Raw genomic sequence first — 26,129 nt, forward strand, 5'->3', positions numbered from 1 at the left:
AAATCCACTCATTTGAGTGGATTTTTTTATGAATGCTTTTAGTCTTTATTTTCGTATGGCAAGATCAAGTTCAAAAGGATACCTGTCATTGCTGATAGGGCAGTACCTGAAAGTGTAACTGGACCAAGTTTAAGGATTGCTCCACCAAGTCCAAGTACCAACATTGCACTTGCAATGATAAGGTTACGCATTTGTCCGAAGTCAACACGTTCTTTGATCAAAACTTTCAAACCGTTGCTAGCGATAACCCCATAAAGAAGGATTGACATACCACCAAGTACGGCGCTAGGGATTGTAGAAATCAAAGCAGTGAATTTACCAAGGAAGCTAAGGGCAATTGCGATAAAGGCTGCGTTACGGATAACTGAGACAGAAGCGATACGAGTCATACCAATCACCCCTGTATTTTCACCGTAGGTAGTATTAGCAGGACCACCAAGGAAGGCAGATACAGATGTTGCAATACCGTCACCAAGAAGGGTACGGTGAAGACCTGGATCTTTCAAGAATTGACGGCCACAGATTTGGCTCAAGACCGTGTGGTCTCCAATGTGTTCTGAGATTGTTACGATCGCGATTGGTAATATTGCGATTGTCTCTGGACCAAAGTAAAGGTTGTATTCTTTGAAGGAACCACCTGTGCTAAATGGAAGGTAGAAGCCTGGAATTTCGAACCAGTTAGCTTGAAGAACAGGTGTGAAGTCTACTAGACCAAGAAAGACTGCAAAAATATATCCACCGATAATGGCAAATAAGAAAGGAATGATACGAAGGAATCCTTTTCCTTTTGTATTGATAAAGGCAGCGATGAGGAAGGTAACCACAGCTACAAGAGCATTTTTCCAATTGCCATCAGCAACAAGACCAGCATTTGTTACAGCTGAACCTGCAAGACCAAGACCAATTACGATAATCATAGGTCCGATAACGATTGGTGGTAAAAGTTTATCAATCCATTTTGTACCAGCAAAGCGGATGCTAGTTGAAACAAGAACGTAGATTAAACCAGTTAAGATAACCCCTGTTTGAGCGGCAGAAACATCGCCACCCATTTCCTTCATAGCAAGAGACATTGCAGTGATGAAGGCAAAAGAAGAACCGAGATAGACCGGAACTTTAAAGCCAGTAGATACCATGTAAATCAGTGTTCCGACACCTGATGCAAACAGGGCAACAGATACAGGCATTCCCAAAATCAATGGCACCAAGATGGTAGCACCAAACATGGCAAACACGTGCTGGAAGCTGAGTAGAATTCCCTTACCAAAAGAAGGACGTTGGTCAACGTCGAGTAACAAATCAACAGTTGATTCTTGTTTCATAAATACCTCACTTTTTGGGCATCAAAAAAGAGCCCATTATTTTACAGCAATAGGCTCTCAGAGTAAGACATCTTTAAAACATGGTTATCCCAATATTTAAAGAATTTCATATATATCTGCGTCTTCGTCACCTCACGGGATGACATTAAAAACCTTTGCTTAGGATAGTATAGCAGAAAAAATTCGTTTTGTAAACGAATTTTTCCTGAGCCTAGAAATAAGAGAGCGAGGTTTGATTTTGTAAATCATTTTTTCCCGAGCCAAGAAACAAAAAAGCGAGGTATAATCTTGTGAGTATTTATTTAAAATATCCTAAAGTGGTCGTTTATTTGGCATACCGGCCTTACGTGGATATTTGTTTGGAGTTTCTTTTTTCTTTTCTACAATGGTGATGTAGCGAGGGTCTCCATTAGGAAGTGTGTAGCTTATATTATCTTCAACCTTACTAAAGAGAAGGTTGAGAGCATTTTTGGCTTCTGTCAATTCCTCAGGAGCATTACTGGCCTTAAGAGCTAAAAGTTTTCCACCAACTTTAAGGTAGGGAATGGTTAACTCTGAGAGAACTTGCATGCGAGCAACTGCACGAGCTGTCACAATGTCGAATTGGGCACGGAAGTTCTTGTCTTGGGCAAAGTCTTCGGCGCGTCCATGGTAGAAATGAACCCCTTCTAAATCAAGCTCCTCAGCCAGAAGCTGAAGGAAGTTAATGCGCTTGTTCAGAGAATCAATGATGGTCACATCTAGCTGAGGGTAGAGAATCTTCATAGGGAGACTTGGGAATCCTGCACCAGCGCCAATATCAAGTAACTTAATTTCTTGGTTTTCTATCAACCCTTGTAGAATAGGAGCGATGGAATCATAAAAGTGCTTAAGGTAAACCTCTTCCTTTTCAGTAATGGCAGTCAGGTTGATTTTTTGGTTCCACTCGACTAAGAGTTCGAAATAGCGCTCAAATTGTGCTTTTTGCTGGTCAGTAAGATTAATATTCTGTTTAGCAAGTAGTGAGTAAAAAGTTTCTGGTTTCATAGTTCTGTCCTTCTTGTATATCATCTTATTTTACCACAAAAACATGGAAATTTGATATACTTGTACTAATCTAAAAGCAGAAAGGAGCTTTATGATGCAATGGATGTTTTTTGGAGTTCTTGCTCTATTTATTTTCTTGGTGATTGACTGCTATAATAAATTGGTGAGAAATCGTATGCAGACCAAGGAAGCTTGGAGTCAGATTGATGTTCAGTTGAAGCGTCGAAATGACCTCTTACCAAACTTGATTGAAACGGTTAAAGGCTACGCAAAATATGAAAGTTCTACACTTGAAAAAGTAACAGAACTTCGTAGACAAGTGGCAGCAGCAACCACACCCGCAGAAGCTATGAAGGCTAGTGATGCACTGACTCGTCAAGTATCAGGTATCTTTGCGGTTGCAGAGAACTACCCTGATTTGAAGGCTAGCAGTAACTTTGCACAATTACAAGAAGAATTGACTAACACAGAAAATAAAATTTCTTATGCACGTCAGCTCTATAATAGCGTCGTTAGCAACTACAATCTTAAATTAGAAACCTTCCCTAGTAATCTGATTGCGGCTATATTTGGCTTTAAAGCAGCTGATTTCCTTCAAACTCCTGAAGAAGAAAAGGCTGTTCCTAAAGTTGATTTTAGTGGTTTAGGTGATTAAGATGTTGTACAAACAAATCGCTAGTAATAAACGTAAAACTTGGCTTCTATTAATTGTTTTCTTTCTTTTGTTAGCCATAGTTGGTTATGCGTTTGGATTTCTGTTCATGAACTCAGGATTTGGGGGCGTGACGATAGCTATGATTATTGGCTTCATCTATGCCTTGACGATGATTTTTCAATCTACAGAGATCGTCATGAGCATGAATGGTGCGCGTGAAGTTGACAGGAATGAAGAACCAGTTCTTTATCATGTTGTGGAAGATATGGCCATGGTAGCCCAAATTCCTATGCCTCGTGTTTATGTGATTGATGACCCAGGTTTAAATGCATTCGCAACAGGTTCAAATCCTCAAAATGCGGCTGTAGCAGTAACTTCAGGGCTTCTAGATATTATGAACCGTGAGGAGTTAGAAGCTGTAATCGGCCATGAAGTGAGTCACATACGCAACTTGGATATTCGAATCTCTACGATTGCTGTTGCTCTTGCCAGTGCCATTACACTTTTATCGAGTATGGCTGGTCGTATGATGTGGTGGGGAGGTGCATCCCGTAGTAGAAGAAATAGTGACCGTGACAGTGGAGGACTTGAAGTGATTATGTTAGTTATTTCTCTCCTAGCCATAGTTTTGGCACCTCTTGCAGCAACTTTGGTACAGTTAGCCATTTCTCGCCAACGAGAATTTCTAGCAGATGCTTCAAGCGTGGAATTAACACGCAATCCTCAAGGGATGATCAATGCCCTCCTTAAGCTAGAAAATAGTCAACCAATGACTCACCATGTGGATGATGCTAGTAGTGCACTTTATATCAATGACCCTCAAAAACCAGGTTTCTTGAAAAAACTATTTTACACGCATCCACCCATTTCAGAACGGATTGAGCGTTTGAAACATATGTAAAAAACATCCAGAGGTTTTCTCTGGATGTTTCTTTTATGAGTTTAGTGCACGAGATTGTACTTTTTAAAGACCGAAAACAGGTCCATAAAGCGTCAGCGTATGTTTAACGTGATCGTAGTGGAACTTATCATAGTTTCGCCAAGCAGTGCGAGCCTGGTCGTTTAGTTTTAAGCTACCGAGTCCAATCAAAAGACTAGTACGTTGGTAAAAGGCTTCCAGCTCAATTAAGATGGCGTTATCTAGTTTCTCAGTTTTTTTAAGTGCTCTGAGAATTTCGTCTATATTTTGCTGTAAGCGTAGGTCATCTGGTAGTCCCTGTTTACAGCTTTGTATTGTTTGGTTTAATTCTGTAACGAGTTGATAGGCTTCTGTTAAAAGAGCTTTGTCTTCCATATGAGCGTCCTCCTTTGCTCATGTATTGATGCCTATAGTATAGCACAAAAAATAAATTTGTCATAATAAATATATCAAAAAACACAGAAAGATGTTTTAAAAGTTTAGAGGCTTTACTTGACCTCCTTTCATGGTATAATCAAGTGAGTAAATCTTTATGGAGGAAGTATGAAATTAAATATTCAAGAAGTTCGTAAGCAGCCTGAGGGTTTGTATTTTGAGCAACCTCTAGACTTGTCAGCTGACTTACGTGAGCGTAACCAAGAAATTTTAGACGTAAAAGATATTCTAGCGGTTGGGAAAGTACAGTATGAAGACCGTATGTATTTCTTAGATTATCAACTGTCTTATACCATCGTACTTGCTTCTAGTCGTAGTATGGAACCTGTTGAGTTAGCAGAGTCTTATCCAGTGACAGAAGTCTTTATGGAAGGTGCTACCAATCAACTGGACCAAGAAGTTCTAGATGATGACTTGGTTTTACCTATAGAAAATGGGGAAATCGACCTGGCTGAAAGTGTTTCGGACAATATCTTGCTAAATATCCCAATCAAGGTCTTAACGGCAGAAGAAGAAGCAGGTCAGGGATTTGTTTCTGGAAATGAATGGCAAATCATGACTGAGGAAGAATATCAAGCTAAACAAGCAGTCAAAAAAGAAGAAAGTAGTCCTTTTGCAGGTTTACAAGGGCTGTTTGATGGAGACGAATAGATGGTTTTATCCAAGAAACGTGCCCGTCATGTCATTGAGGAAATCATAGCTCTTTTTCCAGATGCAAAACCTAGTCTAGATTTTCGCAATCATTTTGAACTCTTAGTTGCAGTTATGTTGTCTGCTCAGACGACAGATGCGGCAGTAAACAAGGCGACTCCAGCTCTTTTTGAAGCCTTCCCTACGCCTCAAGCCATGGCGGACGCCAGTGAGAAGGACATTGCAAAACACATTTCTCGTTTAGGTCTGTATCGAAATAAAGCAAAATTTCTTAAAAAATGTGCTCAACAATTATTAGAAGATTTTGATGGTCAAGTTCCTCAGACTAGAGAAGAATTAGAAAGTTTGGCGGGAGTTGGGCGTAAAACAGCTAATGTAGTTATGAGTGTGGGCTTTGGAATTCCAGCTTTTGCGGTTGATACCCATGTGGAGCGCATTTGCAAACACCATGATATTGTTAAAAAATCAGCAACTCCACTTGAAGTAGAAAAACGTGTTATGGACGTTCTGCCACCAGAAGAATGGTTAGCAGCCCACCAGGCCATGATTTACTTTGGTCGTGCTATCTGTCATCCGAAAAATCCAGAATGCGAACACTATCCACAATTGTATGATTTTAGTTCATTATAAGGTCAAACATTGAATGTTTTTACTTGCTTTGAACTGGGCTTTGTGATATAGTAAGAACAATAAAATATTCCTTTAAACCTGTCCCGTGAGGCAGGCAAGGAGCTCGATAAAGTAGAAGGGTAAGTCTATGCTGTTTCCAGTATGGCTCGCTTAATGATACATTCTCAAGTCTCCTTGTCTAAGGAGACTTTTCTTTTTGGAGGTTTGTCATGAAGACAAAAGAAGTTGTAGACGAATTAACCGTCAAGCGAGCAATTACGCGTATCACTTATGAAATTATCGAACGCAACAAAGATTTGAACAAAATCATTTTAGCGGGAATTAAAACACGTGGTGTCTTTATCGCTCACCGCATCCAAGAGCGCTTGGAACAATTGGAAAACATCTCTGTTCCCGTTGTAGAATTAGATACCAAACCTTACCGTGACGATGTCAAAAGTGGTGAAGATACTTCCTTGATTTCTGTTGATGTGACAGACCGCGAAGTTATCTTGGTGGATGATGTTCTTTACACAGGTCGTACAATTCGTGCCGCTATCGATAACATTGTCGGACATGGTCGCCCTGCCCGTGTAAGTCTTGCAGTATTAGTTGACCGTGGACACAGAGAATTGCCAATTCGTCCAGATTACGTTGGGAAAAATATTCCAACTAGTCGTTCTGAAGAAATCATCGTTGAGATGACAGAACTTGATGGCCAAGATAGAGTTTTGATTACTGAAGAAGCTTAAAAGCTAAAGGAGTAGCTATGTCAGAAAATCAACAAGCAATCAAACATGTGGTGTCCATGGAAGATCTCACTGTAGATCAGGTTATAAAATTGATTAAACGAGGGATTGAGTTTAAAAATGGAGCCCAGTTGCCCTACGAAGACCATCCCATTGTTTCCAACCTTTTCTTTGAAAATTCGACAAGAACGCATAAATCTTTCGAAGTTGCAGAGATTAAACTGGGGCTGGAACGACTTGACTTTGATGTAAAGACAAGTTCAGTGAACAAGGGTGAGACACTCTATGATACAATCCTGACCCTGTCTGCGCTTGGTGTGGATATCTGTGTTATTCGACACCCAGAGGTTGATTACTACAGGGAATTGATTGCGAGCCCAACCATTACGACATCTATTATCAATGGTGGTGATGGCTCAGGGCAACATCCTAGTCAGAGTCTGCTTGATTTGATGACAATCTACGAAGAATTTGGCCGTTTTGAAGGGCTCAAGGTTGCGATTGCTGGTGACTTGGACCATTCACGTGTTGCCAAGTCCAATATGCAGATTTTGAAACGCTTAGGTGCTGAACTTTACTTTGCAGGACCTGAGGAATGGAGAAGTCAAGAGTTTGCAGACTATGGTCAGTTTGTAAGCATTGATGAGATTGTTGACCAGGTGGATGTACTGATGTTGCTTCGAGTTCAACATGAACGCCACGAAAGTGGAGCAGTCTTCTCAAAAGAAGAGTATCACGCTCAACATGGCTTGAACCAAGAGCGCTATAATCGCTTAAAAGAAGAAGCAATCATTATGCATCCGGCTCCAGTTAATCGGGATGTGGAAATCGCTGATCACTTGGTTGAGGCTCCAAAATCACGCATTGTTCAACAAATGACTAATGGAGTCTTTGTTCGAATGGCAATCTTAGAATCCGTATTGGCAAGTAGAAAAGCCAAATAAGACACAAAACGTTAAAAGACGCCAGTGAGCGTCCACGAGAGGTGAAAATATGACAAAACGACTTCTAGTTTTAGAAGATGGCACAGTTTTTGAAGGTAAGGCCTTCGGTGCAGATATTGATGTAACAGGGGAAATCGTCTTTAACACAGGGATGACAGGATATCAAGAATCCATTACAGACCAGTCTTATAATGGACAGATCTTGACCTTCACATATCCACTAGTAGGAAATTATGGGATTAACCGTGACGACTACGAGTCTATTAGTCCTACTTGTAAGGGAGTTGTAGTTTTCGAAGAGGCACGTAGAGCCAGCAACTGGCGTAACCAAATGACGCTGGACGAATTCTTGAAGGCTAAGAAAATTCCTGGAATTTCAGGCATTGACACTCGAGCTCTTACAAAGATTATTCGTAAACATGGTACCATGAGAGCGACTCTAACACATGCTGGCGATAGTATGGATCACATTGCAGATCAACTTCAAGCAACTGTCTTACCGACTGATAATATCAGACAAGTTTCTACAAAGACTGCTTATCCGGCTCCAGGTGTTGGTTTGAGCGTTGTTTTAGTAGACTTCGGCCTTAAACACTCTATTTTACGAGAGCTATCTAAACGTGATTGCAATGTGACTGTAGTTCCATACACAACTACGGCTGAGGAAATCTTGCATTTAAACCCTGACGGAGTTATGTTGTCAAATGGTCCTGGGAATCCAGAAGATGTACCAGAAGCTCTTGAGATGATCCGAGGTATTCTCGGGAAAATTCCAATCTTTGGTATCTGTATGGGGCACCAGCTCTTTGCGATGGCAAATGGTGCTAAGACATACAAAATGAAGTTTGGTCACCGTGGCTTTAACCATGCTGTTCGTGAAATTGCAACTGGGCGCGTGGACTTCACAAGTCAAAATCATGGTTATGCAGTTAGCCGTGAGGATTTACCAGAGCACTTAATCATTACCCACGAAGAAATCAATGACAAGTCAGTTGAAGGCGTACGTCACAGATATCTACCAGGTTTCTCTGTGCAATTCCACCCAGACGCAGCTCCTGGGCCACATGATGCAAGTTATCTATTTGATGAGTTCATCGAGATGATGGAAGCTTTCAAACAAGCAAATTAAAGACGAGTGAGAAATCGTCGGAGAATTTATGGAATTGAACACGGACGGAAAGCTCGGAATTTAGATAAACCAACAAGGATAGAAATCCTTCTATGGTTTCCTAAAACTCAGTCGCTTTCTTATCGTCCTTTGTATCTTATTTAATGTCGCTCTGTGAGGCGACGAATAGAAAGGCAGGTCGTTTCTTTTAGTCGCTATTAGGCGAACTAAAAACTCCCTGCACTAGATTTTTTACCGAATAGAATCGTTTCGCTAAGAAATCGTCGGAGAATTTATTTAATGTCGCTCAGTGAGGCGACGAATAGAAAGGAGAAGGGCAATCCGTATTTGCTGAACTGAATACGGGCTACGGACATTGCTAAAAAGATAGTTATTCCTAGAACTGATAGTTCTTCGTCATAACTTCTATTTTAGCTTTGTCCGCTTGACGCCCTTAATATCTTATAAATGCCTAAACGTACTGATATTCAAAAAATTATGGTGATTGGTTCTGGTCCGATTATTATTGGTCAGGCTGCTGAGTTTGACTATGCTGGAACCCAGGCCTGCTTGTCTTTGAAAGAAGAGGGGTATGAGGTTGTTTTGGTTAACTCAAATCCTGCAACCATCATGACGGATAAGGAGATTGCAGACAAGGTCTACATCGAACCGATTACACTTGAGTTTGTGACTCGTATTCTCCGTAAGGAACGTCCAGATGCCTTGCTTCCAACTCTTGGAGGTCAAACAGGGCTTAATATGGCCATGGAATTGTCTAAAAATGGTATCTTAGATGAGCTCGGAGTAGAACTTCTCGGGACTAAATTGTCTGCCATCGACCAAGCGGAGGACCGCGATCTCTTTAAACAATTGATGGAAGAACTCAAGCAACCAATTCCAGAATCAGAAATTGTCAACACAGTAGAGGAAGCAGTTGCCTTTGCAGCAACTATTGGCTACCCAGTTATCGTTCGCCCAGCCTTCACTCTAGGTGGTACTGGTGGTGGTATGTGTGCCAACGAGGAAGAACTGCGTGAAATTGCTGAAAATGGGTTGAAGTTATCACCAGTTACCCAGTGTTTGATTGAACGTTCTATTGCCGGTTTCAAGGAAATTGAGTATGAAGTCATGCGTGACTCAGCTGACAATGCCCTTGTTGTTTGTAACATGGAAAACTTTGACCCTGTTGGGATTCACACAGGGGACTCTATCGTATTTGCCCCTGCGCAAACCATGTCCGATTATGAAAACCAAATGCTTCGTGATGCTAGTTTGAGCATTATCCGCGCTCTCAAGATTGAAGGCGGATGTAACGTTCAGCTTGCGCTTGATCCACACAGTTTTAAGTACTATGTCATCGAAGTAAATCCTCGTGTATCTCGTTCTTCTGCCCTTGCTTCTAAAGCAACAGGTTACCCAATCGCCAAGTTGGCTGCTAAGATTGCAGTAGGCTTGACTCTAGATGAAGTTATTAACCCAGTTACAGGTTCAACCTATGCTATGTTTGAACCAGCCCTTGACTATGTAGTGGCTAAGATTCCACGTTTCCCATTTGACAAGTTTGAAAAAGGGGAACGTCGTCTTGGTACCCAGATGAAGGCGACTGGAGAAGTTATGGCCATCGGTCGAAACATCGAGGAATCTCTCCTTAAAGCTTGTCGCTCTCTAGAAATTGGTGTCCACCATAATGAAATGCCTGAGCTTGCAGATGTTTCAGATGATGACTTGATTGAAAAAGTTGTCAAGGCTCAAGATGACCGTCTCTTCTACGTATCAGAAGCTATTCGTCGTGGTTACACACCAGAAGAGATTGCTGACCTGACTAAGATTGATATCTTCTATCTTGATAAACTCTTGCATATTTTTGAGATTGAACAAGAACTTGGTTTTCATCCTCAAAATATCGATGTCTTGAAAACAGCAAAACTCAATGGTTTCTCAGATCGTAAAATCGCAGAACTTTGGAGAACTACAGCTGGTCAAGTTCGCCAACTTCGTTTAGAAAACAAGATTGTCCCAGTTTACAAGATGGTCGATACATGTGCCGCAGAATTTGAATCAGAAACTCCATACTTCTACTCAACATACGGTTGGGAAAATGAATCGATCAAGTCTGATAAGGAATCTGTTCTAGTTTTAGGTTCAGGTCCAATCCGTATCGGTCAAGGGGTTGAGTTTGACTATGCGACTGTTCACTCAGTAAAAGCAATTCAAGCAGCTGGCTACGAAGCTATCATCATGAACTCAAACCCAGAGACCGTTTCTACAGACTTCTCTGTATCAGACAAACTTTACTTTGAGCCCTTGACTTTTGAAGATGTGATGAATGTCATTGATTTGGAGCAACCAAAGGGTGTCATTGTTCAGTTTGGTGGTCAAACAGCTATCAACCTTGCTGAACCTCTAGCAAAAGCTGGTGTGACTATCCTTGGTACTCAAGTTGCTGACTTGGACCGTGCAGAAGACCGTGACCTCTTCGAACAAGCCCTCAAAGACTTGGATATTCCACAACCTCCTGGACAAACAGCAACCAATGAAGAAGAAGCAGTACTTGCTGCACGTAAAATTGGTTTCCCAGTTCTCGTTCGCCCTTCATATGTTTTGGGTGGACGTGCTATGGAAATCGTTGAGAATGAAGATGATCTTCGTTCTTACATGCGTACTGCGGTTAAGGCAAGTCCAGACCATCCTGTTCTTGTTGACTCTTATATCGTCGGACAAGAGTGTGAAGTCGATGCTATTTCAGACGGACAAAATGTCCTCATCCCTGGTATAATGGAGCATATCGAACGCGCTGGTGTCCACTCAGGTGACTCCATGGCGGTTTATCCTCCTCAAACCTTGTCACAAAAGGTACAAGAAACGATCGCAGACTACACCAAACGCCTTGCAATCGGCCTCAACTGTCTTGGGATGATGAACATTCAGTTTGTTATCAAGGATGAGAAAGTATACGTCATTGAAGTAAACCCTCGTGCTAGCCGTACTGTTCCATTCCTTTCAAAAGTAACCAATATCCCTATGGCACAGGTAGCGACTAAGTTGATTCTCGGTCAAACTCTTGAAGAACTTGGTTACCAAGATGGACTTTACCCAGAAAGCAGTCGCGTTCATATCAAGGCACCAGTCTTCTCCTTTACCAAGCTAGCTAAGGTAGACAGCCTTCTTGGCCCTGAAATGAAGTCAACAGGGGAAGTTATGGGATCAGATACTACCCTTGAAAAAGCTCTCTACAAGGCCTTTGAAGCTTCTTATCTACACTTGCCAACCTTTGGGAATGTTGTATTTACTATCGCAGACGATGCAAAAGAAGAAGCCTTGGATTTAGCTCGTCGTTTCCAAAATATTGGCTACGGAATCCTTGCAACTGAAGGAACAGCAGACTTCTTTGCAAGTCATGGATTGAAGGCTCAACTCGTTGGTAAGATTGGTGATGATGAACATGATATCCCAAGCTACGTTCGCAAAGGAAAAATTCAAGCAATCATTAACACAGTTGGTACCAAACGAACAGCTGATGAAGATGGTGAGCAAATCAGACGTTCAGCAATTGAACATGGAGTTCCTCTCTTTACAGCTCTAGACACAGCAGATGCCATGTTAAAAGTATTAGAAAGCAGAAGTTTTGTTACAGAAGCCATCTAAATAAAAAAATGATTCTCGTAAGGGAATCATTTTTTATTAGAATGAAAATATTCTTACGATTTTCATATCCATTATTATGTAATTGAAATTTTTAAAAATGTTATTTTCTTATACTATAAAATTTAAAATATTAAACCGTTTTCACTTGACAAAAATTGGTCTATACCATATAATAAAATAAAGAAATATGGAGGAACAATTATGAAAGTTATTCAAGTGAAAAATCCTGAAGAAGGCGGAAAAGTAGCTTTTGAAATTTTAAAAGAAAAGTTAGCAAACGGTGCTCAAACATTAGGGCTTGCGACTGGTAGCAGTCCACTGGAATTTTATGGGGAAATCGTTAAGAGTGACCTTGATTTTTCAAATCTTACTAGTGTAAACTTGGACGAATACGTAGGACTTGATGGCGATAACCCACAATCTTATCGATACTTTATGCAAGAAAATCTCTTCAATAAAAAGCCGTTTAAAGAAAGCTTTTTACCTCGTGGTGTCAAAGACAATGCTGAAGAAGAAGTAGAACGCTATAATCAAATTCTTGCTGATCATCCAGTCGATTTGCAAATTTTGGGAATTGGTCGTAACGGTCATATTGGCTTTAATGAACCAGGAACTCCATTTGATAGTCAAACCCATCTTGTAGATCTTGATCAGTCTACTATTGAAGCAAATGCTCGCTTCTTTGATAAGATTGAAGATGTACCAACACAAGCTATCTCAATGGGAATTAAAAATATTCTTGATGCTAAATCAATTCTGCTCTTTGCTTATGGTGAATCAAAAGCAGAAGCTATCGCTGGAACTGTTGAAGGTCCTATTACTGAAAGTCTTCCAGCAAGTAGTTTGCAAAACCATCCGGATGTAACTATTATTGCGGATGCTGGAGCACTAAGCCTATTAAAAAATTAAAAGATATCATTCTATCATTTGTGCTATTCAAACAATTAGTTTGGATGGCTTTTTTTAAACTGTAGTAAGTAAAAAACAAAAAATAATTGCAGGACATGACAGGAAATAAAAAGTATAAATAACACAAAAACGTTTTTAGGATACAATAAATATATAAAACAATTATTTTGTAATCACATTTCAAATTATTTTATGATTAAAACTAGACTTTAATAAAAAATACTGGTATACTGAATTCGTTTACTGTTAAACAATTAAATTTAAGGAGACAATTTAAGGTGAATAAGAAAAAAATTACATTTTTTTCGTTTATGATTTTCGTATTTACTGTTATATTTTCTCTTAGCTTGAGCAAAGCTTTTGCAGAAAATACAACCAGTGGCAAGACTGTTGACACAATTACTTCACTCAATATTACGAATGATAAAGGTGGTAATCTTGATGAAGATTTGCAACAATGGATTACATTCAGGCTAAATGCAAATTATGACTTAACTGATAAAGATGTTAAGGCTGGGGACACAACTGTTGTAGATTTATCAGAATTACTTTATATAGAATCAGAAAATTTCGAGATTCGTGATGAAAATACAAACGAAGTAATCGCAAATGCTAAAATTGATGAAACAAAAAAACATATCGTCTTAACCTATACTGATTATGTTGAAAAACACTCTGATACCAAAGGTTCTTTCTATGTCTATACTCGAGTAGATTTCCAAAAACACCCTGAAGAAGGAGAAATCCCTGTCGAGGTAACGATTAATGGGAAAACACAAGTAGTTGGAAAAGTTAACTTCACTGGTGTTGGAGATGGAAATCCTGTGTTGCTTTCTAAAACAGGATGGGTAAGTAGTGAGGATCAAAAGACTCTTTCATATACCATTTCAATCAACCGTACTAAGGAAAGTCTTCAAGATGCTACAGTAGAAGATACATTGAAGTTTTCTAACGCAACTTATATCAAAGATAGCATTCGAGTGATCAAAGGTAAGTTTGAGTATGTCAATGGTCTTTGGGAATTTACTGATAGAACAGATGTAACAGACCAACATACTGTTACAGTAAGTGAAGATGGTCAGTCATTTGTTATTGAACTTGGTGATATCACAGAAAATGACCAATACCGCATTGAATATAATGTTCAAGCCAATTATTCACCGGCAGACGGAGAAGTATTAAATAATGATGCTGTCCTAAAAGGTAAAGGAAAGGCTATCAAATATGTTGAGCAATCCACTGTCGTTCAAGTAGCAGGTGGTTCTGGGGTTGGATACGTATTTACGATTAATATTCATAAAGTTGATGATGAAAATCAACCAGTAGCTGGTGCTAAGTTTAAAGTCGTACGACAAGCTAATAATCAAGTTATTGGAGAATACATTACAGATGCTGAAGGAAAAATTACAGTAACTGGTCTTTTAAAAGATAAGTATATTCTCACAGAGGTTGAAGCACCAAAAGGTTATGTTATGAATGCTGCAGATACAGAAGTAAATGCAACAGATTTTGGAGCAGATAAGTCAGTTACGAAAACAATTGTCAATCCAAAAGAACAAACCACAACTACTTCAACAACGACAACAACAGAAGAGCCAACGACTACTTCAACAACGACAACAACAGAAGAGCCAACGACTACTTCAACAACGACAACGACAGAAGAGCCAACGACTACTTCAACAACAACGACAGAAGAGCCAACGACTACTTCAACGACAACAACGACAGAAGAGCCAACGACTACTTCAACAACGACAACAACAGAAGAGCCAACGACTACTTCAACAACGACAACGACAGAAGAGCCAACGACTACTTCAACAACGACAACAACTGCAAAACCAGATGTTCCTGGTACGACTACAACTGAGGAAAAACCAAAACTTCCAAATACTGGGGAGTCTACTAGTTTAGCACTAGTTATTGCAGGTGTTGTGATGTTTGCGAGTGCTCTAATTCTGAAAAAGAATTCTTCTAAATAATTGATTTAGAACAACTATAATTTTTAAAAGAGAGCTCTAATGTCCTCTTTTTTATGAATGAAATGAATAGATTACACTATTTTTTCTTGACAATTTATATCATTCCATGTAAAATAGAATAGATCTTGAACTTGAAGGGAGTGAAAAAAATGTCTAAAACAGTAGTACGTAAGAATGAATCTCTTGACGATGCACTTCGTCGTTTCAAACGTGCGGTTACTAAAGCTGGTACTCTTCAAGAAACACGCAAACGTGAATTCTATGAAAAACCTTCTGTAAAACGTAAACGTAAATCAGAAGCAGCTCGTAAACGTAAAAAATTCTAATTGAAATGAAAGGCTAGGCTTGTCTAGTCTTTTTTTTTGCACACTGTTTAGAGATAGGATGAACTTATGAAAGAGTATATAAAAGAATATCAAAAGATGCGCGAAAAACGCTTTAAGGATTGGGGTTATTATTCAACTCCTATAAACTGGCAGGAATTTGAAGAGTCTAATCAGAGGATTTTTCAAAAGTATTTGAAGGATTCGAAAGTATTGTCCGATGATGTTTTAAGGACAAAGTTGTATAGTAGCTTATTGCTAGATGATATCAAGTATTTTGCATACTATATAGCTTTTTTAGACGGAGATTACAAACAATTAAATAATGCTCTGTAGCAAACAGGAAGAGAAGAATTGATTAGAGGTGGTTTGCTTGCAAGTGGAACAATCTATACTAATGGTATTTTAAGGGGCTTATTTACCTCTTTTGCATGTAACGATTTTTCAGTCATTTCATCCTATATACCCAAAGACTTGCCTTTACTGAAAGGAACCTATTATCCCCAAAATGTCATCAATCTTTTGCACGCTATTTATTATCAGGATGAAGACAGATTATCAGAGTCTATCATATTGGCACAACAGTTTCTAGACAAGAAAAAACGAACAGGTATGGAAGAATTTTCTGTTCGATACTTTATAAACTTGGCAAGAAAAGACGCAGCTGGGATAAGCCAAAACTTACAAAACTTATGCCTAGCTTATCAGAGACGGGGTTATCCCTTTGAGAAAATAGATAAATGCTTCGCTGATGAAGTTCATGGTCTTTATCGCTTGGTGAAATATTTTGATGATTCCATGTTTGAAGAGGTTAGTATGCCATCTCATAAGACTTTTCTGCATGAATTTGAAAAATGGCAAGTTCACAATCAGTTTCCACAAGGACAACAGTTCTATATCTATCCACAAGATATGGCTGATGCAAACAAAATACTAAAAAATGAACTTCCGAGAATTCACATAGAAAAATCAGGAAGGAATTTGGGAATAGATGTTGATCGATTTGCCGTTGATTTGGCTAAAGTATTGAATTCATGATTGTCTTATTTTCTAAATAAATGACTTGGTTACTAAGAAATAGAAAGTAATAACTAAGAAATAGATGTTCACCCACACTTGTCAAATTCAGATCGGTCTAAATTGATTCGTTGTTCAAAAAATTGTAGAAGTTATACAATAAATTATTTGAAATATAAAAACAATCATCATTTCAATTGAATTTTAAAGAAAAATGTAGTAAAATTGTAATAAAATAGTGTAATTTTACACGGAGGTAAATAGGGATGAAAAACCAGAAAAGGTTTGGTAAATTATTAATCACTTTATTGTCTACAGGTGTGCTTTTGGCCGCTCTTCAAAGTCAAGAAATCATCACTGCTGAAGAAACAACGACAGCTGAGCAAATTTCTACAACAAATGCTGAAGCAACAACTACTGGTGAAGCTGTAACAACTACAGAAACTCCTGCACGTGAAGCAAGAGAAGTAGCTGCAGAAGTGACTGGTACTATTAAAAACCATGATATTAAATATTATGAATACTATACAGATGTAGACCTTTCTTTTTCACTTACAGAAGATGATGTGAAAGAAGGAGACTATGTTACAGTTACATTAGAAAACGTCGCTATCTTAAATCAATTAAATGGCAAGGATGTCACTTACGAAGGTAAGACAATTGGTAAAATTTCAATTGTTTCGTTTGAAAACGTCAATAAAGCACGTCAAGGTTCAAACGATACAGCTCAAATGCGACAAGCTGAATTGGAATCAACACGCTCGACATTAAAAATTACATTTACGAAAGCTATCGAAGCTGAAAAACCAGATGTATTGAAACAAGTCAAGTTCCAAATTACATCAGATAACGCTTATAATGGAGCTGTAATCGCAAATAAAGACTACACTTTAAACCAAGTGATTAAAGTGGGATCTTCTTCTGTGACAAGTACAGTTGATATTCCGAAAGTAGAACAATTTGCTACTGAGACAAATTCAATCAACTTCACACCTTCTGGAAATACGATTAAATTCAAGGCTGATGGATCATATGAAACGACTACACAATTCCAAGTTCGTGGAAGTGAAGGTATGAAAGTTGGTTCAACTGTTGAGTTAGAATTCAATGATGCTTCAGGTATAGAGTGGAAAACAAGTGGTGATACTGCACTTAAAGTAGGAGATACATTTACTTCAAGATTTATCTTGCCTGTATATAGTACATATGAAGTCAATGAATATGGCGCATATGTATTCCCAACAGGTGTTGAGCCAACATTCAAAGTCACTTCTATTACAGATAAGAAAATCACGTTTGAAATGATTTCAGGAGATGTTCCAAAAGAATTAGGTGTATTCTTCGGTGTTGGTCAAAACCGTATTAATATCATTGATAAATCTAAGATTGATCTTGAAAAAATGCAATATGATCTTTCGAAAGTAGCTACGGCAACTATTGATGGGAAAAATTCAAAGGGTATCTATATTTACCGTATCATTAATGACTCTGCAGGTGCACAATTAGTTCTTGATACGCTTGTCACAGACTACAAAGATATCGATACAAAAGAAAATCTTAAACCACAGGATAAGGGTTGGAAAGATCCAGCTACTATTGATGGATATGAGTTTGTAAAAACAGAAAAAGACCGTGAAGGAAATCGTATCCACTGGTATAAAAAAGTAGAACAAACTACGACAACAACAACTAGTACTACGACTACAACTACCACGACAACAACAACTAGTACTACGACTACTTCAACAACGACAACAACAGAAGAGCCAACGACTACTTCAACAACGACAACAACAGAAGAGCCAACGACTACTTCAACAACGACAACAACAGGAGAGCCAACGACTACTTCAACAACGACAACAACAGGAGAGCCAACGACTACTTCAACAACGACAACAACAGAAGAGCCAACGACTACTTCAACAACCACAACGACAGTAGAGCCAACAACAACTACAACAACAACAGAAGAATCAACTACCACTACTACAACAGTTGAGACAACTCCAGGTAAATCAAGTGAAGAAACTCCTTCAGGTAAAACAACTGAAGAAACAAGACCTGAAACTACGTCTACAACATCTGAACCTAAAAAGGAATTGCCAAATACTGGTTCTAAAGAATCATTGTTTGCAACTGGTGTAGCACTCTTGGTAGCTGGTCTTGGAGTCTTGGGATTAAAGAAACAAGATAACTAAAGCGCACTATCTATTATGAAATAATAGTCAGAAGGATTAGACAACAATTTGTTGTTTAATCCTTTTTTGTATCGTTCAAATGTCATCAGATAAATTAATAGCGTAAATACGGTAAAAAATACAAACTTCTTCCTACAATCTGATATAATAGTAAGAGAACTCGATTTAAGGAGAAATATATGTCGGTTTTAGTCAAAGAAGTAATTGATAAGCTTAGATTAGACATTGTCTATGGGGAGCCTGAATTACTTGAAAAGGAAATTAATACTGCAGATATAACGCGACCTGGTCTTGAAATGACAGGCTATTTTGATTACTATACTCCAGAGCGTATTCAATTGTTGGGTATGAAGGAATGGTCTTACCTAGTTTCTATGCCTTCTCAAAATCGTTACGATGTCTTGAAAAAAATGTTCCTACCAGAAACACCTGCAGTTATTGTTGCGCGTGGTCTAGTTGTTCCTGAGGAAATGTTAAAGGCAGCTAGAGAATGTAAAATCGCAATTTTAACAAGTCGCACAGCTACAAGTCGTCTTTCTGGAGAACTGTCTAGTTATCTGGACTCCCGCTTAGCAGAACGTACTAGTGTACACGGTGTCCTAATGGATATCTATGGTATGGGTGTTTTGATTCAAGGTGATAGTGGAATCGGTAAGAGTGAGACAGGTTTAGAACTAGTTAAACGTGGTCACCGTTTGGTAGCAGACGATCGGGTAGATATCTATTCTAAGGATGAAATGACTCTCTGGGGTGAACCTGCTGAAATCTTGAAACATCTGATCGAAATTCGTGGAGTAGGGATCATCGATGTCATGAGTCTATACGGTGCCAGTGCAGTTAAGGATTCTTCACAAGTTCAGCTAGCTGTTTATTTGGAAAATTATGATACACATAAGACCTTTGATCGCTTAGGGAATAATGCTGAAGAACTAGAAGTTTCTGGAGTTACCATTCCACGTATCCGCATCCCAGTTAAAACAGGGCGCAATATTTCTGTTGTTATCGAGGCGGCAGCTATGAATTATCGTGCAAAAGACATGGGCTTTGATGCGACGCGTCTGTTTGAAGAAAGATTGACGAAATTAATTGAAAAGAACGAGGTGCAAAATGATTGATCCAGTTGCTTTTCAAATAGGTCCATTTGCCATTAGATGGTATGCACTTTGTATCGTTTCCGGTCTTATCTTAGCGGTATATTTGGCAAGTAAAGAAGCTCCTAAAAAGAAAATCTTATCAGAAGATATTCTGGACTTTATCTTAGTGGCTTTCCCTTTGTCAATCATCGGCGCGAGACTTTACTATGTTATTTTTAAATTTGACTATTATAGCCAACATTTAGGGGAGATATTTGCTGTCTGGAATGGTGGTCTTGCGATTTACGGCGGTCTAATTACCGGAGCGATTGTACTCTATATTTTCGCAGACCGTAAATTAATCAATACCTGGGATTTCTTAGATATTGCAGCACCAAGTGTCTTGATTGCTCAGAGTCTAGGACGTTGGGGGAACTTCTTTAACCAAGAAGCTTACGGTGCAGTTGTAGAAAACCTTGATTATTTACCTGGTTTTATTAAGAATCAGATGTATATTGATGGCTCATATCGACAACCAACCTTCCTGTACGAATCTATCTGGAATCTGATTGGGTTTGCTTTAATTATTATTTTTAGACGCCGATTAAATGGCATTCGTCGTGGTCATATCACAGCCTTTTACTTAATTTGGTATGGTTTTGGACGTATGATTATTGAGGGAATGCGTACAGATAGTCTCATGTTCTTTGGACTTCGAGTATCTCAGTGGTTGTCTGTTCTATTAATTGGACTTGGTATTTATATTATCGTTTATCAAAATCGGAAAAAAGCACCATTTTATAATGTAAAAAAGGAGAATTAAAATGTTAGAAGTTGCTTATATTATTGTGGCTATTGCCTTGATTGTATTTATTGTTTATTTGATTATTACGCTTCAAAAAGTTGGACGTGTAATTGATGAAACAGAAAATACTGTTAAAACGCTAACTTCAGATGTAAATGTTACTCTACATCACACAAACGAACTTCTTGCCAAGGTCAATGTTCTTGCTGATGACATCAATATCAAAGTTGCAACCATTGATCCACTCTTTACAGCAGTTGCAGACCTTTCTGTTTCTGTTTCTGATTTAAATGAGCAGGCTCGTGTCTTGAGTAAAAAAGCATCATCTGCAGGTTCAAAAACATTAAAGACTAGTGCAGGCTTATCTGCCGTTCGTATTGCAAGTAAATTTTTTAAAAAATAAAAAGGAGATAACTCATGGGTAAATTATCATCAATCCTTTTAGGAACTGTTTCAGGTGTGGCTGTTGCCTTGTTTCTAACAAGTGAAAAAGGGAAACGTGTTACTAGTCAGGCACAAGACTTTATTGAAGATCTGAGAGAAGATCCAGAATATGCTAAGGAACAAGCAATCGAAAAATTGACAGAAGTCAAAGAACAAACCAGAGATTTCGTTCTAAAGACAAAAGAACAAGTAGAATCAGGCGAAATTACTTTGGATTCAGTTCTTGAAAAATCTAAATCTTTAGCTCAACAAGCGACTGAAGCTTCAAAAGAGACCTTAAACAGTCTCAAGGAACAATTGGAAGAAAAAGTAGTTGTTGAAGACCCAGAAGACGGTCAAGAAATCATCATCGAAATCGAAGAAGATTAAAATAGAAATCACCATTTTTGATTCCCTTAGAGTCGGAGATGGTGATTTTTTTCTTGAGTGAGGTCTTTGTGGTATAATAAATACTATGCAGAAGAAACCGACATCAGCTTATGTGCACATTCCATTTTGCACACAAATCTGTTATTATTGTGACTTTTCTAAGGTCTTTATTAAAAATCAACCAGTAGACAGCTATCTAGAACATCTACTGCAAGAATTTCATTCTTATGACATTCAGAAGTTGCGTACTCTCTATATTGGGGGAGGGACACCGACAGCCTTGTCTGCGCCACAGTTAGAGGTGCTTCTGGATGGATTGACTAAAAACTTAGATTTGTCAGTCTTAGAAGAATTAACCATTGAGGCTAATCCTGGTGATTTGGATGAGGATAAGATTGCAGTTTTGAAAAATTCAGCAGTCAACCGTGTTTCATTGGGTGTCCAAACCTTTGATGACAAAATGCTGAAAAAAATTGGTCGTAGTCATTTGGAGAAAGATATCTATGAAAATATAGATCGTCTCAAGTTAGCAGGATTTGATAATATTTCCATTGACTTGATTTACGCTCTTCCTGGTCAGACTATGGGCCAGGTCAAGGACAATGTTGCAAAGGCCATCGCTTTGGATATTCCCCACATGAGTCTCTATAGCTTGATTTTGGAAAACCATACAGTCTTTATGAATCGTATGCGTCGTGGGAAATTACCACTTCCTAAAGAAGAAGTAGAAGCTGAAATGTTCGAATATATCATTGCTGAATTAGAGCGTGCTGGTTTTGAGCATTATGAAATTTCAAATTTTTCAAAACCTGGCTTTGAAAGTCGTCACAATCTTATGTACTGGGATAATGCTGAGTATTATGGTATAGGTGCAGGTGCGTCTGGCTATGTAAACGGTGTTCGCTATAAAAACCATGGGCCTATCCGCCATTATCTAAAGGCAGTAGAAGAAGGCAATTCTCGCATCAATGAGGAACACCTGAGTCTAAGGGAACAAATGGAAGAAGAGATGTTCCTTGGCCTTCGTAAGAAGACAGGAGTTTCAAAAGCAAGATTCGAAGAAAAATTTGGCACATCTTTTGACAATTTATATGGTCAAGTTGTAAGAGATTTATGTCATCAAGGTCTTTTACAAGTAGAAGGTCAACAAATACGAATGACAAAAAAAGGTCTCTTTTTAGGAGATACAGTAGCAGAACGATTTATATTGGAGTAGAATTATGGGCTTAACTTATCAAATGAAGATGAAAATTCCTTTTGATATGGCTGATATGAATGGCCATATCAAGTTGCCAGATGTTATCTTGTTGTCCCTTCAGGTATCAGGGATGCAGTCAATTGAGCTGGGAGTGAGTGACAAGGATGTTTTAGAACAGTATAATCTAGTCTGGATTATCACTGATTATGATATCGATGTTGTACGTTTACCTCAATTTGCTGAGGAAATTACCATCGAAACAGAGGCCTTGACATACAATCGTCTATTTTGCTACCGCCGATTTACTATTTATGATGAAGCTGGTCAAGAAATTATTCACATGGTAGCCACCTTTGTCCTTATGGATCGTGAGAGTCGGAAGGTTCATCCTGTAGTTCCAGAAATTGTCGCCCCTTATCAGTCTGAGTCTTCTAAGAAACTCCTTCGTGGGCCAAAATATGCAGAGATGGAAAATGCGATTAGTAAAGATTACCATGTTCGTTTTTACGACTTGGATATGAATGGCCACGTCAATAACAGCAAATACCTAGACTGGATTTTTGAGGTCATGGGGGCAGATTTCCTAACCAATCATATTCCTAAAAAAATCAACCTCAAGTATGTTAAGGAAGTTCGACCAGGTGGTATGATTACTTCTAGTTACGAATTGAATCAACTAGAAAGCAATCACCAGGTCACAAGTGATGGCGACATCAATGCTCAGGCAAAGATAATTTGGCAAGAAATTAACACAGATTAGAAAGAAATATATGACTTATAAAGGCTATTTGATAGATTTAGACGGTACAATTTATAAAGGAAAAGATAGAATTCCAGCGGGAGAAGCTTTTGTTCATGACTTGCAAAAGCGTGGGATTCCCTACCTTTTTGTAACTAACAATACAACTCGCACACCTGAAAGTGTTCAGGAAATGTTGGCAAATCAATTTAACATCGACACACCTGTATCGACAATCTATACTGCAACCTTAGCGACTATTGATTACATGAATGATTTAGGTCTTGAAAAGACTGTTTATGTAATTGGAGAAGCAGGGCTCAAGGAAGCCATTCAAGCAGCTGGTTATGTTGAAGATAAAGAAAATCCAGCCTATGTGGTTGTAGGTTTGGACTGGCAAGTTGACTATGAAAAATTTGCTACTGCAACCCTAGCTATCCATAAAGGTGCTCATTTTATCGGCACCAATCCAGATTTAAATATTCCAACAGAACGTGGACTTTTACCTGGTGCTGGTTCACTGATTACTCTTCTTGAAGCAGCAACTCGTGTAAAACCAGTTTATATTGGAAAACCAAACGCGATTATTATGGATAAGGCTGTTGAACACCTAGGACTTGAACGCCAAGAAATTGTCATGGTAGGGGATAATTATCTTACTGATATTCGAGCTGGTATTGACAATGGCATTCCAAGTCTTTTGGTGACGACAGGATTTACAAAAACTGAAGAAGTAGCGGATTTACCAATCGCCCCAACCCATGTCCTCTCAAGTCTAGCGGAGTGGAATTTCGATGAAAACTAAATTTACTTTTGTAGGAAGTCTTCTCTTTCTCCTCTCGCTTGCTATTTTATTGACCATCTACCTGTCTTGGTTGGTTTACCCTCTGGAGATTTCTTGGTTAAATCTGACAAGTCGTGTTCATGTTCAACCTCAGACCATCCAACATAACTTTAATGTTTTGATGAATTATTTGACCAATCCATTGAGTCAAGTATTAGCAATGCCAGATTTTCCTTCGTCTGCCTCTGGAATTCACCACTTTGTCGTTGTAAAGGGACTCTTTCACCTAGCGCAAGGAGTAGCAATCGTAACTCTACCGATTTTCTACCTTTTTTGGAAGCGAGTCATTCAGAAAGGTTTTCTGTCTCTATATCGCAGAGGTCTCTTGATTATGCTGTCTTTACCTTTGGTTCTTGGTTTAGTTGGCGTCTTCATTGGGTTTGAACAATTCTTTACCTTGTTTCATCAAATTCTATTTGTAGGTGATGATACCTGGCTTTTTGATCCCGCTAAAGATCCAGTCATTCTTATTCTACCAGAGGATTTTTTCCTGCATGCCTTTCTCCTATTTTTCTGCTTGTATGAGTTAATTTTTGGATTCGTTTATCTACTAAGTTGGAAAAAATTACCGAAAAGAGAATAAATGTAAAAAATGTTTTAAAAATTGTACGAAAAACCTATTTTTCTTTAAAAAGTAGGTTTTTTTACGGAAATAACTAGTCAAGCGCTTTATTTTTTTGTATAATAGAGTTAGAAAAGTATGCAAAGAAGAGAATAGCATGATTACACTATTTTTATCACCGAGTTGTACATCATGTCGTAAGGCAAAGGCCTGGCTTGATAATCATAAAGTGCCTTTCCAAGAGCACAACATTATGACCAGTCCTTTATCAAGAAAAGAATTGCAACACATTCTTTCCTTGACCGAAAACGGTACCGATGACATCATTTCAACTCGTTCAAAAATTTTCCAAAAGTTAAATATCGATGTGGAAAGTATCTCGGTGACAGAGTTGCTTAATTTAATTGAGCAATATCCTAGTCTTTTGCGTCGTCCAATCATCATTGATGATAAACGTATGCAGATTGGCTTTAATGAAGATGAGATTCGTGCATTTCTTCCTCGTAGTTATCGTAAGCAAGAATTGAAAGAAGCTACATTAAGAGCTGGTATTAATTAGATGAATAAACAGTATAGTTACCCACTAGATTTGTCGTGGAGCACTGAAGAACTTGCTTCAGTGCTTTCTTTTTTTAATGATGTTGAAGCTGCCTATGAAACACAGGTAGATGCTAAGAAACTATTAGATTCCTACAAGGTATTCAAGTCAGTTGTGCCTAGCAAAAGCGAAGAAAAACGTTTGGGACGTGAGTTTGAATCAGTTAGTGGATACTCTTTCTACCGTGCAGTCCAGTTGGCCAAAGAAAAAGGAGAAGGGAAGATTTCACTTGGAAAATAAATTTACATTTGCCAAAGAAATTGTCAGGGAAGCTGGGGAATACATTCTCCAGCATATGAAAGAGGATCTCCATGTTGAGAGAAAGTCTTCCCCTACAGATTTGGTAACTAAGTTAGATAAAGAAGTTCAAGCCTTACTCATTGAGAAAATTCGTTCTCGCTATCCAGATGATTTATTTTGTGCAGAAGAAGGCTGCATGCGTGCAGCAGTAGGACAAGGTTGTGTATGGATTATTGATCCTATTGATGGAACCAACAACTTCGTAGCACAGGGTGAAGATTTTGCTGTTATGCTGGCCTATTTTGAGGATGGTATTGGCAAGTTTGGGATTATCTATGATGTCATGAAAGGCGATTGCTATCATGGTGGAGGAGATTTTCCGCCCTGTCGTAATGATCAACCTTTGCCAGTCTTTAAAAAGAAACCCTTGAGAGAATTTTTGGTAGCTGGTAATTCTGGTATGCTAGAAAGCAACGAATGGGGCTTGGCAGATTTAGGAAATGCTGCACTTGGGACACGAGTGTATGGCAGTGCTGCCATTAGTTTTGCTAAGGTGTTATCCGGTCGACTTTTAACTTATATCACTTATCTTCAACCCTGGGATTATGCAGCAGCAAGTATCCTAGGTGAGAGTTTGGGTTATAAGGTGTTTACGATTGCTGGAGAAAAAGTTGATTTTCAAACGCGACAGGCTGTTATGATGGTACCAGTCGAGATGCAAGATGAAATTCAATCCTATATCTACGAAAGGAAATAATC

The 26,129-nt window shown here is 38.6% G+C and carries 28 protein-coding genes; 25 read left to right on the forward strand and 3 right to left on the reverse strand.

The genetic code is table 11. The features are described 5' to 3' along the window. Window positions 1–38: 38 nt before the first annotated feature. Together ACXYSM_RS02445 and rsmG are read right to left on the reverse strand one after the other, a co-directional pair. Window positions 39–1,322 carry a uracil-xanthine permease family protein gene (locus ACXYSM_RS02445; protein WP_458634231.1) on the reverse strand — a complete coding sequence of 428 codons (1,284 nt, stop codon included), beginning with the start codon at window positions 1,320–1,322 and terminating at the stop codon, window positions 39–41. A gap of 312 nt (window positions 1,323–1,634) precedes the next feature. Then, complete coding sequence (rsmG, locus tag ACXYSM_RS02450) at window positions 1,635–2,348, reverse strand: 16S rRNA (guanine(527)-N(7))-methyltransferase RsmG (protein WP_458634232.1); 714 nt, start codon at window positions 2,346–2,348, stop codon at window positions 1,635–1,637. Window positions 2,349–2,442: 94 nt separating this feature from the next. Here rsmG and ACXYSM_RS02455 point away from each other — a divergent pair, with 94 nt between their 5' ends. Beyond that, window positions 2,443–3,003 carry a LemA family protein gene (locus ACXYSM_RS02455; RefSeq protein WP_458634695.1) on the forward strand — a complete coding sequence of 187 codons (561 nt, stop codon included), beginning with the start codon at window positions 2,443–2,445 and terminating at the stop codon, window positions 3,001–3,003. A gap of 1 nt (window position 3,004) precedes the next feature. Next, window positions 3,005–3,904 carry a zinc metalloprotease HtpX gene (gene htpX / locus ACXYSM_RS02460; protein ID WP_458634233.1) on the forward strand — a complete coding sequence of 300 codons (900 nt, stop codon included), beginning with the start codon at window positions 3,005–3,007 and terminating at the stop codon, window positions 3,902–3,904. Between the two features lie 63 nt (window positions 3,905–3,967). On the opposite strand, the gene ACXYSM_RS02465 is transcribed toward htpX, so the two are convergent. Continuing rightward, window positions 3,968–4,297 carry a helicase BlpT gene (locus tag ACXYSM_RS02465; protein ID WP_458634234.1) on the reverse strand — a complete coding sequence of 110 codons (330 nt, stop codon included), beginning with the start codon at window positions 4,295–4,297 and terminating at the stop codon, window positions 3,968–3,970. Between the two features lie 168 nt (window positions 4,298–4,465). Here ACXYSM_RS02465 and ACXYSM_RS02470 point away from each other — a divergent pair, with 168 nt between their 5' ends. The 23 genes from ACXYSM_RS02470 to ACXYSM_RS02580 all read left to right on the forward strand — a co-directional run bounded on the left by ACXYSM_RS02470 (window position 4,466) and on the right by ACXYSM_RS02580 (window position 26,127). Then, complete coding sequence (locus ACXYSM_RS02470) at window positions 4,466–5,008, forward strand: YceD family protein (RefSeq protein WP_458634235.1); 543 nt, start codon at window positions 4,466–4,468, stop codon at window positions 5,006–5,008. Further along, window positions 5,009–5,638 carry an endonuclease III gene (gene nth, locus ACXYSM_RS02475; RefSeq protein ID WP_458634236.1) on the forward strand — a complete coding sequence of 210 codons (630 nt, stop codon included), beginning with the start codon at window positions 5,009–5,011 and terminating at the stop codon, window positions 5,636–5,638. It begins immediately after the preceding gene. Between the two features lie 209 nt (window positions 5,639–5,847). Then, window positions 5,848–6,369, forward strand: coding sequence for a bifunctional pyr operon transcriptional regulator/uracil phosphoribosyltransferase PyrR (gene pyrR / locus ACXYSM_RS02480; RefSeq protein ID WP_004252509.1), 522 nt, complete (start codon window positions 5,848–5,850; stop codon window positions 6,367–6,369). A 17-nt stretch (window positions 6,370–6,386) separates the two neighbouring features. Beyond that, window positions 6,387–7,310 carry an aspartate carbamoyltransferase catalytic subunit gene (locus ACXYSM_RS02485; protein ID WP_458634237.1) on the forward strand — a complete coding sequence of 308 codons (924 nt, stop codon included), beginning with the start codon at window positions 6,387–6,389 and terminating at the stop codon, window positions 7,308–7,310. A 49-nt stretch (window positions 7,311–7,359) separates the two neighbouring features. Then, window positions 7,360–8,439 carry a carbamoyl phosphate synthase small subunit gene (locus ACXYSM_RS02490; RefSeq protein WP_458634238.1) on the forward strand — a complete coding sequence of 360 codons (1,080 nt, stop codon included), beginning with the start codon at window positions 7,360–7,362 and terminating at the stop codon, window positions 8,437–8,439. A 447-nt stretch (window positions 8,440–8,886) separates the two neighbouring features. Next, window positions 8,887–12,063, forward strand: coding sequence for a carbamoyl-phosphate synthase large subunit (gene carB / locus ACXYSM_RS02495; protein ID WP_458634239.1), 3,177 nt, complete (start codon window positions 8,887–8,889; stop codon window positions 12,061–12,063). Between the two features lie 201 nt (window positions 12,064–12,264). Continuing rightward, the gene (locus ACXYSM_RS02500) at window positions 12,265–12,972 is read left to right on the forward strand and encodes a glucosamine-6-phosphate deaminase (RefSeq protein WP_458634240.1); all 708 of its coding nucleotides are present in this window, start codon (window positions 12,265–12,267) and stop codon (window positions 12,970–12,972) included. A 278-nt stretch (window positions 12,973–13,250) separates the two neighbouring features. Beyond that, a complete protein-coding gene (locus ACXYSM_RS02505; RefSeq protein ID WP_458634241.1) occupies window positions 13,251–14,957 on the forward strand; it encodes an Ig-like domain-containing protein in 1,707 nt (568 codons plus the stop codon). 149 nt (window positions 14,958–15,106) lie between these two features. Further along, complete coding sequence (gene rpsU, locus ACXYSM_RS02510; protein ID WP_000048054.1) at window positions 15,107–15,283, forward strand: 30S ribosomal protein S21; 177 nt, start codon at window positions 15,107–15,109, stop codon at window positions 15,281–15,283. Window positions 15,284–15,349: 66 nt separating this feature from the next. Further along, on the forward strand, window positions 15,350–15,616 hold the full coding sequence (locus ACXYSM_RS02515) for a hypothetical protein (RefSeq protein ID WP_458634242.1): 267 nt from the start codon (window positions 15,350–15,352) through the stop codon (window positions 15,614–15,616). 18 nt (window positions 15,617–15,634) lie between these two features. Then, a complete protein-coding gene (locus ACXYSM_RS02520; RefSeq protein ID WP_458634243.1) occupies window positions 15,635–16,318 on the forward strand; it encodes a hypothetical protein in 684 nt (227 codons plus the stop codon). A gap of 245 nt (window positions 16,319–16,563) precedes the next feature. Beyond that, on the forward strand, window positions 16,564–18,498 hold the full coding sequence (locus ACXYSM_RS02525) for an LPXTG cell wall anchor domain-containing protein (RefSeq protein WP_458634244.1): 1,935 nt from the start codon (window positions 16,564–16,566) through the stop codon (window positions 18,496–18,498). 179 nt (window positions 18,499–18,677) lie between these two features. Further along, complete coding sequence (gene hprK / locus ACXYSM_RS02530) at window positions 18,678–19,613, forward strand: HPr(Ser) kinase/phosphatase (RefSeq protein ID WP_458634245.1); 936 nt, start codon at window positions 18,678–18,680, stop codon at window positions 19,611–19,613. Then, complete coding sequence (gene lgt, locus ACXYSM_RS02535) at window positions 19,606–20,394, forward strand: prolipoprotein diacylglyceryl transferase (protein WP_458634246.1); 789 nt, start codon at window positions 19,606–19,608, stop codon at window positions 20,392–20,394. Before hprK ends, lgt begins: the two co-directional genes overlap by 8 nt. Before the next feature lies 1 nt (window position 20,395). Beyond that, window positions 20,396–20,779: a DUF948 domain-containing protein gene (locus ACXYSM_RS02540; protein ID WP_024053556.1), complete on the forward strand. Its 384-nt coding sequence runs from the start codon at window positions 20,396–20,398 to the stop codon at window positions 20,777–20,779. 14 nt (window positions 20,780–20,793) lie between these two features. After that, window positions 20,794–21,189 carry a YtxH domain-containing protein gene (locus tag ACXYSM_RS02545; RefSeq protein ID WP_414266877.1) on the forward strand — a complete coding sequence of 132 codons (396 nt, stop codon included), beginning with the start codon at window positions 20,794–20,796 and terminating at the stop codon, window positions 21,187–21,189. A gap of 85 nt (window positions 21,190–21,274) precedes the next feature. Further along, window positions 21,275–22,405 (forward strand): radical SAM family heme chaperone HemW, encoded by a 1,131-nt coding sequence (hemW, locus tag ACXYSM_RS02550; protein WP_458634247.1) that lies wholly within the window; start codon window positions 21,275–21,277, stop codon window positions 22,403–22,405. Window positions 22,406–22,409: 4 nt separating this feature from the next. Next, on the forward strand, window positions 22,410–23,147 hold the full coding sequence (locus ACXYSM_RS02555; protein WP_458634248.1) for an acyl-ACP thioesterase domain-containing protein: 738 nt from the start codon (window positions 22,410–22,412) through the stop codon (window positions 23,145–23,147). A gap of 10 nt (window positions 23,148–23,157) precedes the next feature. Beyond that, window positions 23,158–23,931, forward strand: coding sequence for a TIGR01457 family HAD-type hydrolase (locus ACXYSM_RS02560; RefSeq protein WP_458634249.1), 774 nt, complete (start codon window positions 23,158–23,160; stop codon window positions 23,929–23,931). Beyond that, window positions 23,921–24,553 carry a TIGR01906 family membrane protein gene (locus ACXYSM_RS02565; RefSeq protein ID WP_458634250.1) on the forward strand — a complete coding sequence of 211 codons (633 nt, stop codon included), beginning with the start codon at window positions 23,921–23,923 and terminating at the stop codon, window positions 24,551–24,553. The genes ACXYSM_RS02560 and ACXYSM_RS02565 overlap by 11 nt, the downstream gene beginning before the upstream one ends. Window positions 24,554–24,689: 136 nt before the next feature. Then, a complete protein-coding gene (locus ACXYSM_RS02570; RefSeq protein ID WP_006148218.1) occupies window positions 24,690–25,091 on the forward strand; it encodes a Spx/MgsR family RNA polymerase-binding regulatory protein in 402 nt (133 codons plus the stop codon). Beyond that, entirely contained in the window at window positions 25,092–25,370 is a 279-nt protein-coding gene (locus tag ACXYSM_RS02575) for a UPF0223 family protein (RefSeq protein ID WP_004252549.1), read from the forward strand. Then, window positions 25,360–26,127, forward strand: a complete 768-nt coding sequence (locus ACXYSM_RS02580) for an inositol monophosphatase family protein (RefSeq protein WP_458634251.1) — start codon at window positions 25,360–25,362, stop codon at window positions 26,125–26,127. Before ACXYSM_RS02575 ends, ACXYSM_RS02580 begins: the two co-directional genes overlap by 11 nt. The last annotated feature ends 2 nt before the right edge of the window (window positions 26,128–26,129 follow it).

It is taken from the genome of Streptococcus sp. V940 (genome assembly GCF_054353495.1).

Bases quoted from the DNA above. Each gene is read 5' to 3' on its own strand.
- htpX (WP_458634233.1), top strand. From the start codon at position 3,005: ATGTTGTACAAACAAATCGCTAGTAATAAACGTAAAACTTGGCTTCTA.
- ACXYSM_RS02540 (WP_024053556.1), top strand. From the start codon at position 20,396: ATGTTAGAAGTTGCTTATATTATTGTGGCTATTGCCTTGATTGTATTT.
- ACXYSM_RS02455 (WP_458634695.1), top strand. From the start codon at position 2,443: ATGCAATGGATGTTTTTTGGAGTTCTTGCTCTATTTATTTTCTTGGTG.
- ACXYSM_RS02560 (WP_458634249.1), top strand. From the start codon at position 23,158: ATGACTTATAAAGGCTATTTGATAGATTTAGACGGTACAATTTATAAA.
- ACXYSM_RS02465 (WP_458634234.1), bottom strand. From the start codon at position 4,297: ATGGAAGACAAAGCTCTTTTAACAGAAGCCTATCAACTCGTTACAGAA.
- ACXYSM_RS02570 (WP_006148218.1), top strand. From the start codon at position 24,690: ATGATTACACTATTTTTATCACCGAGTTGTACATCATGTCGTAAGGCA.
- pyrR (WP_004252509.1), top strand. From the start codon at position 5,848: ATGAAGACAAAAGAAGTTGTAGACGAATTAACCGTCAAGCGAGCAATT.
- ACXYSM_RS02565 (WP_458634250.1), top strand. From the start codon at position 23,921: ATGAAAACTAAATTTACTTTTGTAGGAAGTCTTCTCTTTCTCCTCTCG.
- ACXYSM_RS02485 (WP_458634237.1), top strand. From the start codon at position 6,387: ATGTCAGAAAATCAACAAGCAATCAAACATGTGGTGTCCATGGAAGAT.
- ACXYSM_RS02555 (WP_458634248.1), top strand. From the start codon at position 22,410: ATGGGCTTAACTTATCAAATGAAGATGAAAATTCCTTTTGATATGGCT.
- ACXYSM_RS02515 (WP_458634242.1), top strand. From the start codon at position 15,350: ATGAAAGAGTATATAAAAGAATATCAAAAGATGCGCGAAAAACGCTTT.
- carB (WP_458634239.1), top strand. From the start codon at position 8,887: ATGCCTAAACGTACTGATATTCAAAAAATTATGGTGATTGGTTCTGGT.
- hprK (WP_458634245.1), top strand. From the start codon at position 18,678: ATGTCGGTTTTAGTCAAAGAAGTAATTGATAAGCTTAGATTAGACATT.
- ACXYSM_RS02445 (WP_458634231.1), bottom strand. From the start codon at position 1,322: ATGAAACAAGAATCAACTGTTGATTTGTTACTCGACGTTGACCAACGT.
- ACXYSM_RS02575 (WP_004252549.1), top strand. From the start codon at position 25,092: ATGAATAAACAGTATAGTTACCCACTAGATTTGTCGTGGAGCACTGAA.
- ACXYSM_RS02470 (WP_458634235.1), top strand. From the start codon at position 4,466: ATGAAATTAAATATTCAAGAAGTTCGTAAGCAGCCTGAGGGTTTGTAT.
- rpsU (WP_000048054.1), top strand. From the start codon at position 15,107: ATGTCTAAAACAGTAGTACGTAAGAATGAATCTCTTGACGATGCACTT.
- lgt (WP_458634246.1), top strand. From the start codon at position 19,606: ATGATTGATCCAGTTGCTTTTCAAATAGGTCCATTTGCCATTAGATGG.
- rsmG (WP_458634232.1), bottom strand. From the start codon at position 2,348: ATGAAACCAGAAACTTTTTACTCACTACTTGCTAAACAGAATATTAAT.
- nth (WP_458634236.1), top strand. From the start codon at position 5,009: ATGGTTTTATCCAAGAAACGTGCCCGTCATGTCATTGAGGAAATCATA.
- ACXYSM_RS02545 (WP_414266877.1), top strand. From the start codon at position 20,794: ATGGGTAAATTATCATCAATCCTTTTAGGAACTGTTTCAGGTGTGGCT.
- ACXYSM_RS02500 (WP_458634240.1), top strand. From the start codon at position 12,265: ATGAAAGTTATTCAAGTGAAAAATCCTGAAGAAGGCGGAAAAGTAGCT.
- ACXYSM_RS02525 (WP_458634244.1), top strand. From the start codon at position 16,564: ATGAAAAACCAGAAAAGGTTTGGTAAATTATTAATCACTTTATTGTCT.
- hemW (WP_458634247.1), top strand. From the start codon at position 21,275: ATGCAGAAGAAACCGACATCAGCTTATGTGCACATTCCATTTTGCACA.
- ACXYSM_RS02490 (WP_458634238.1), top strand. From the start codon at position 7,360: ATGACAAAACGACTTCTAGTTTTAGAAGATGGCACAGTTTTTGAAGGT.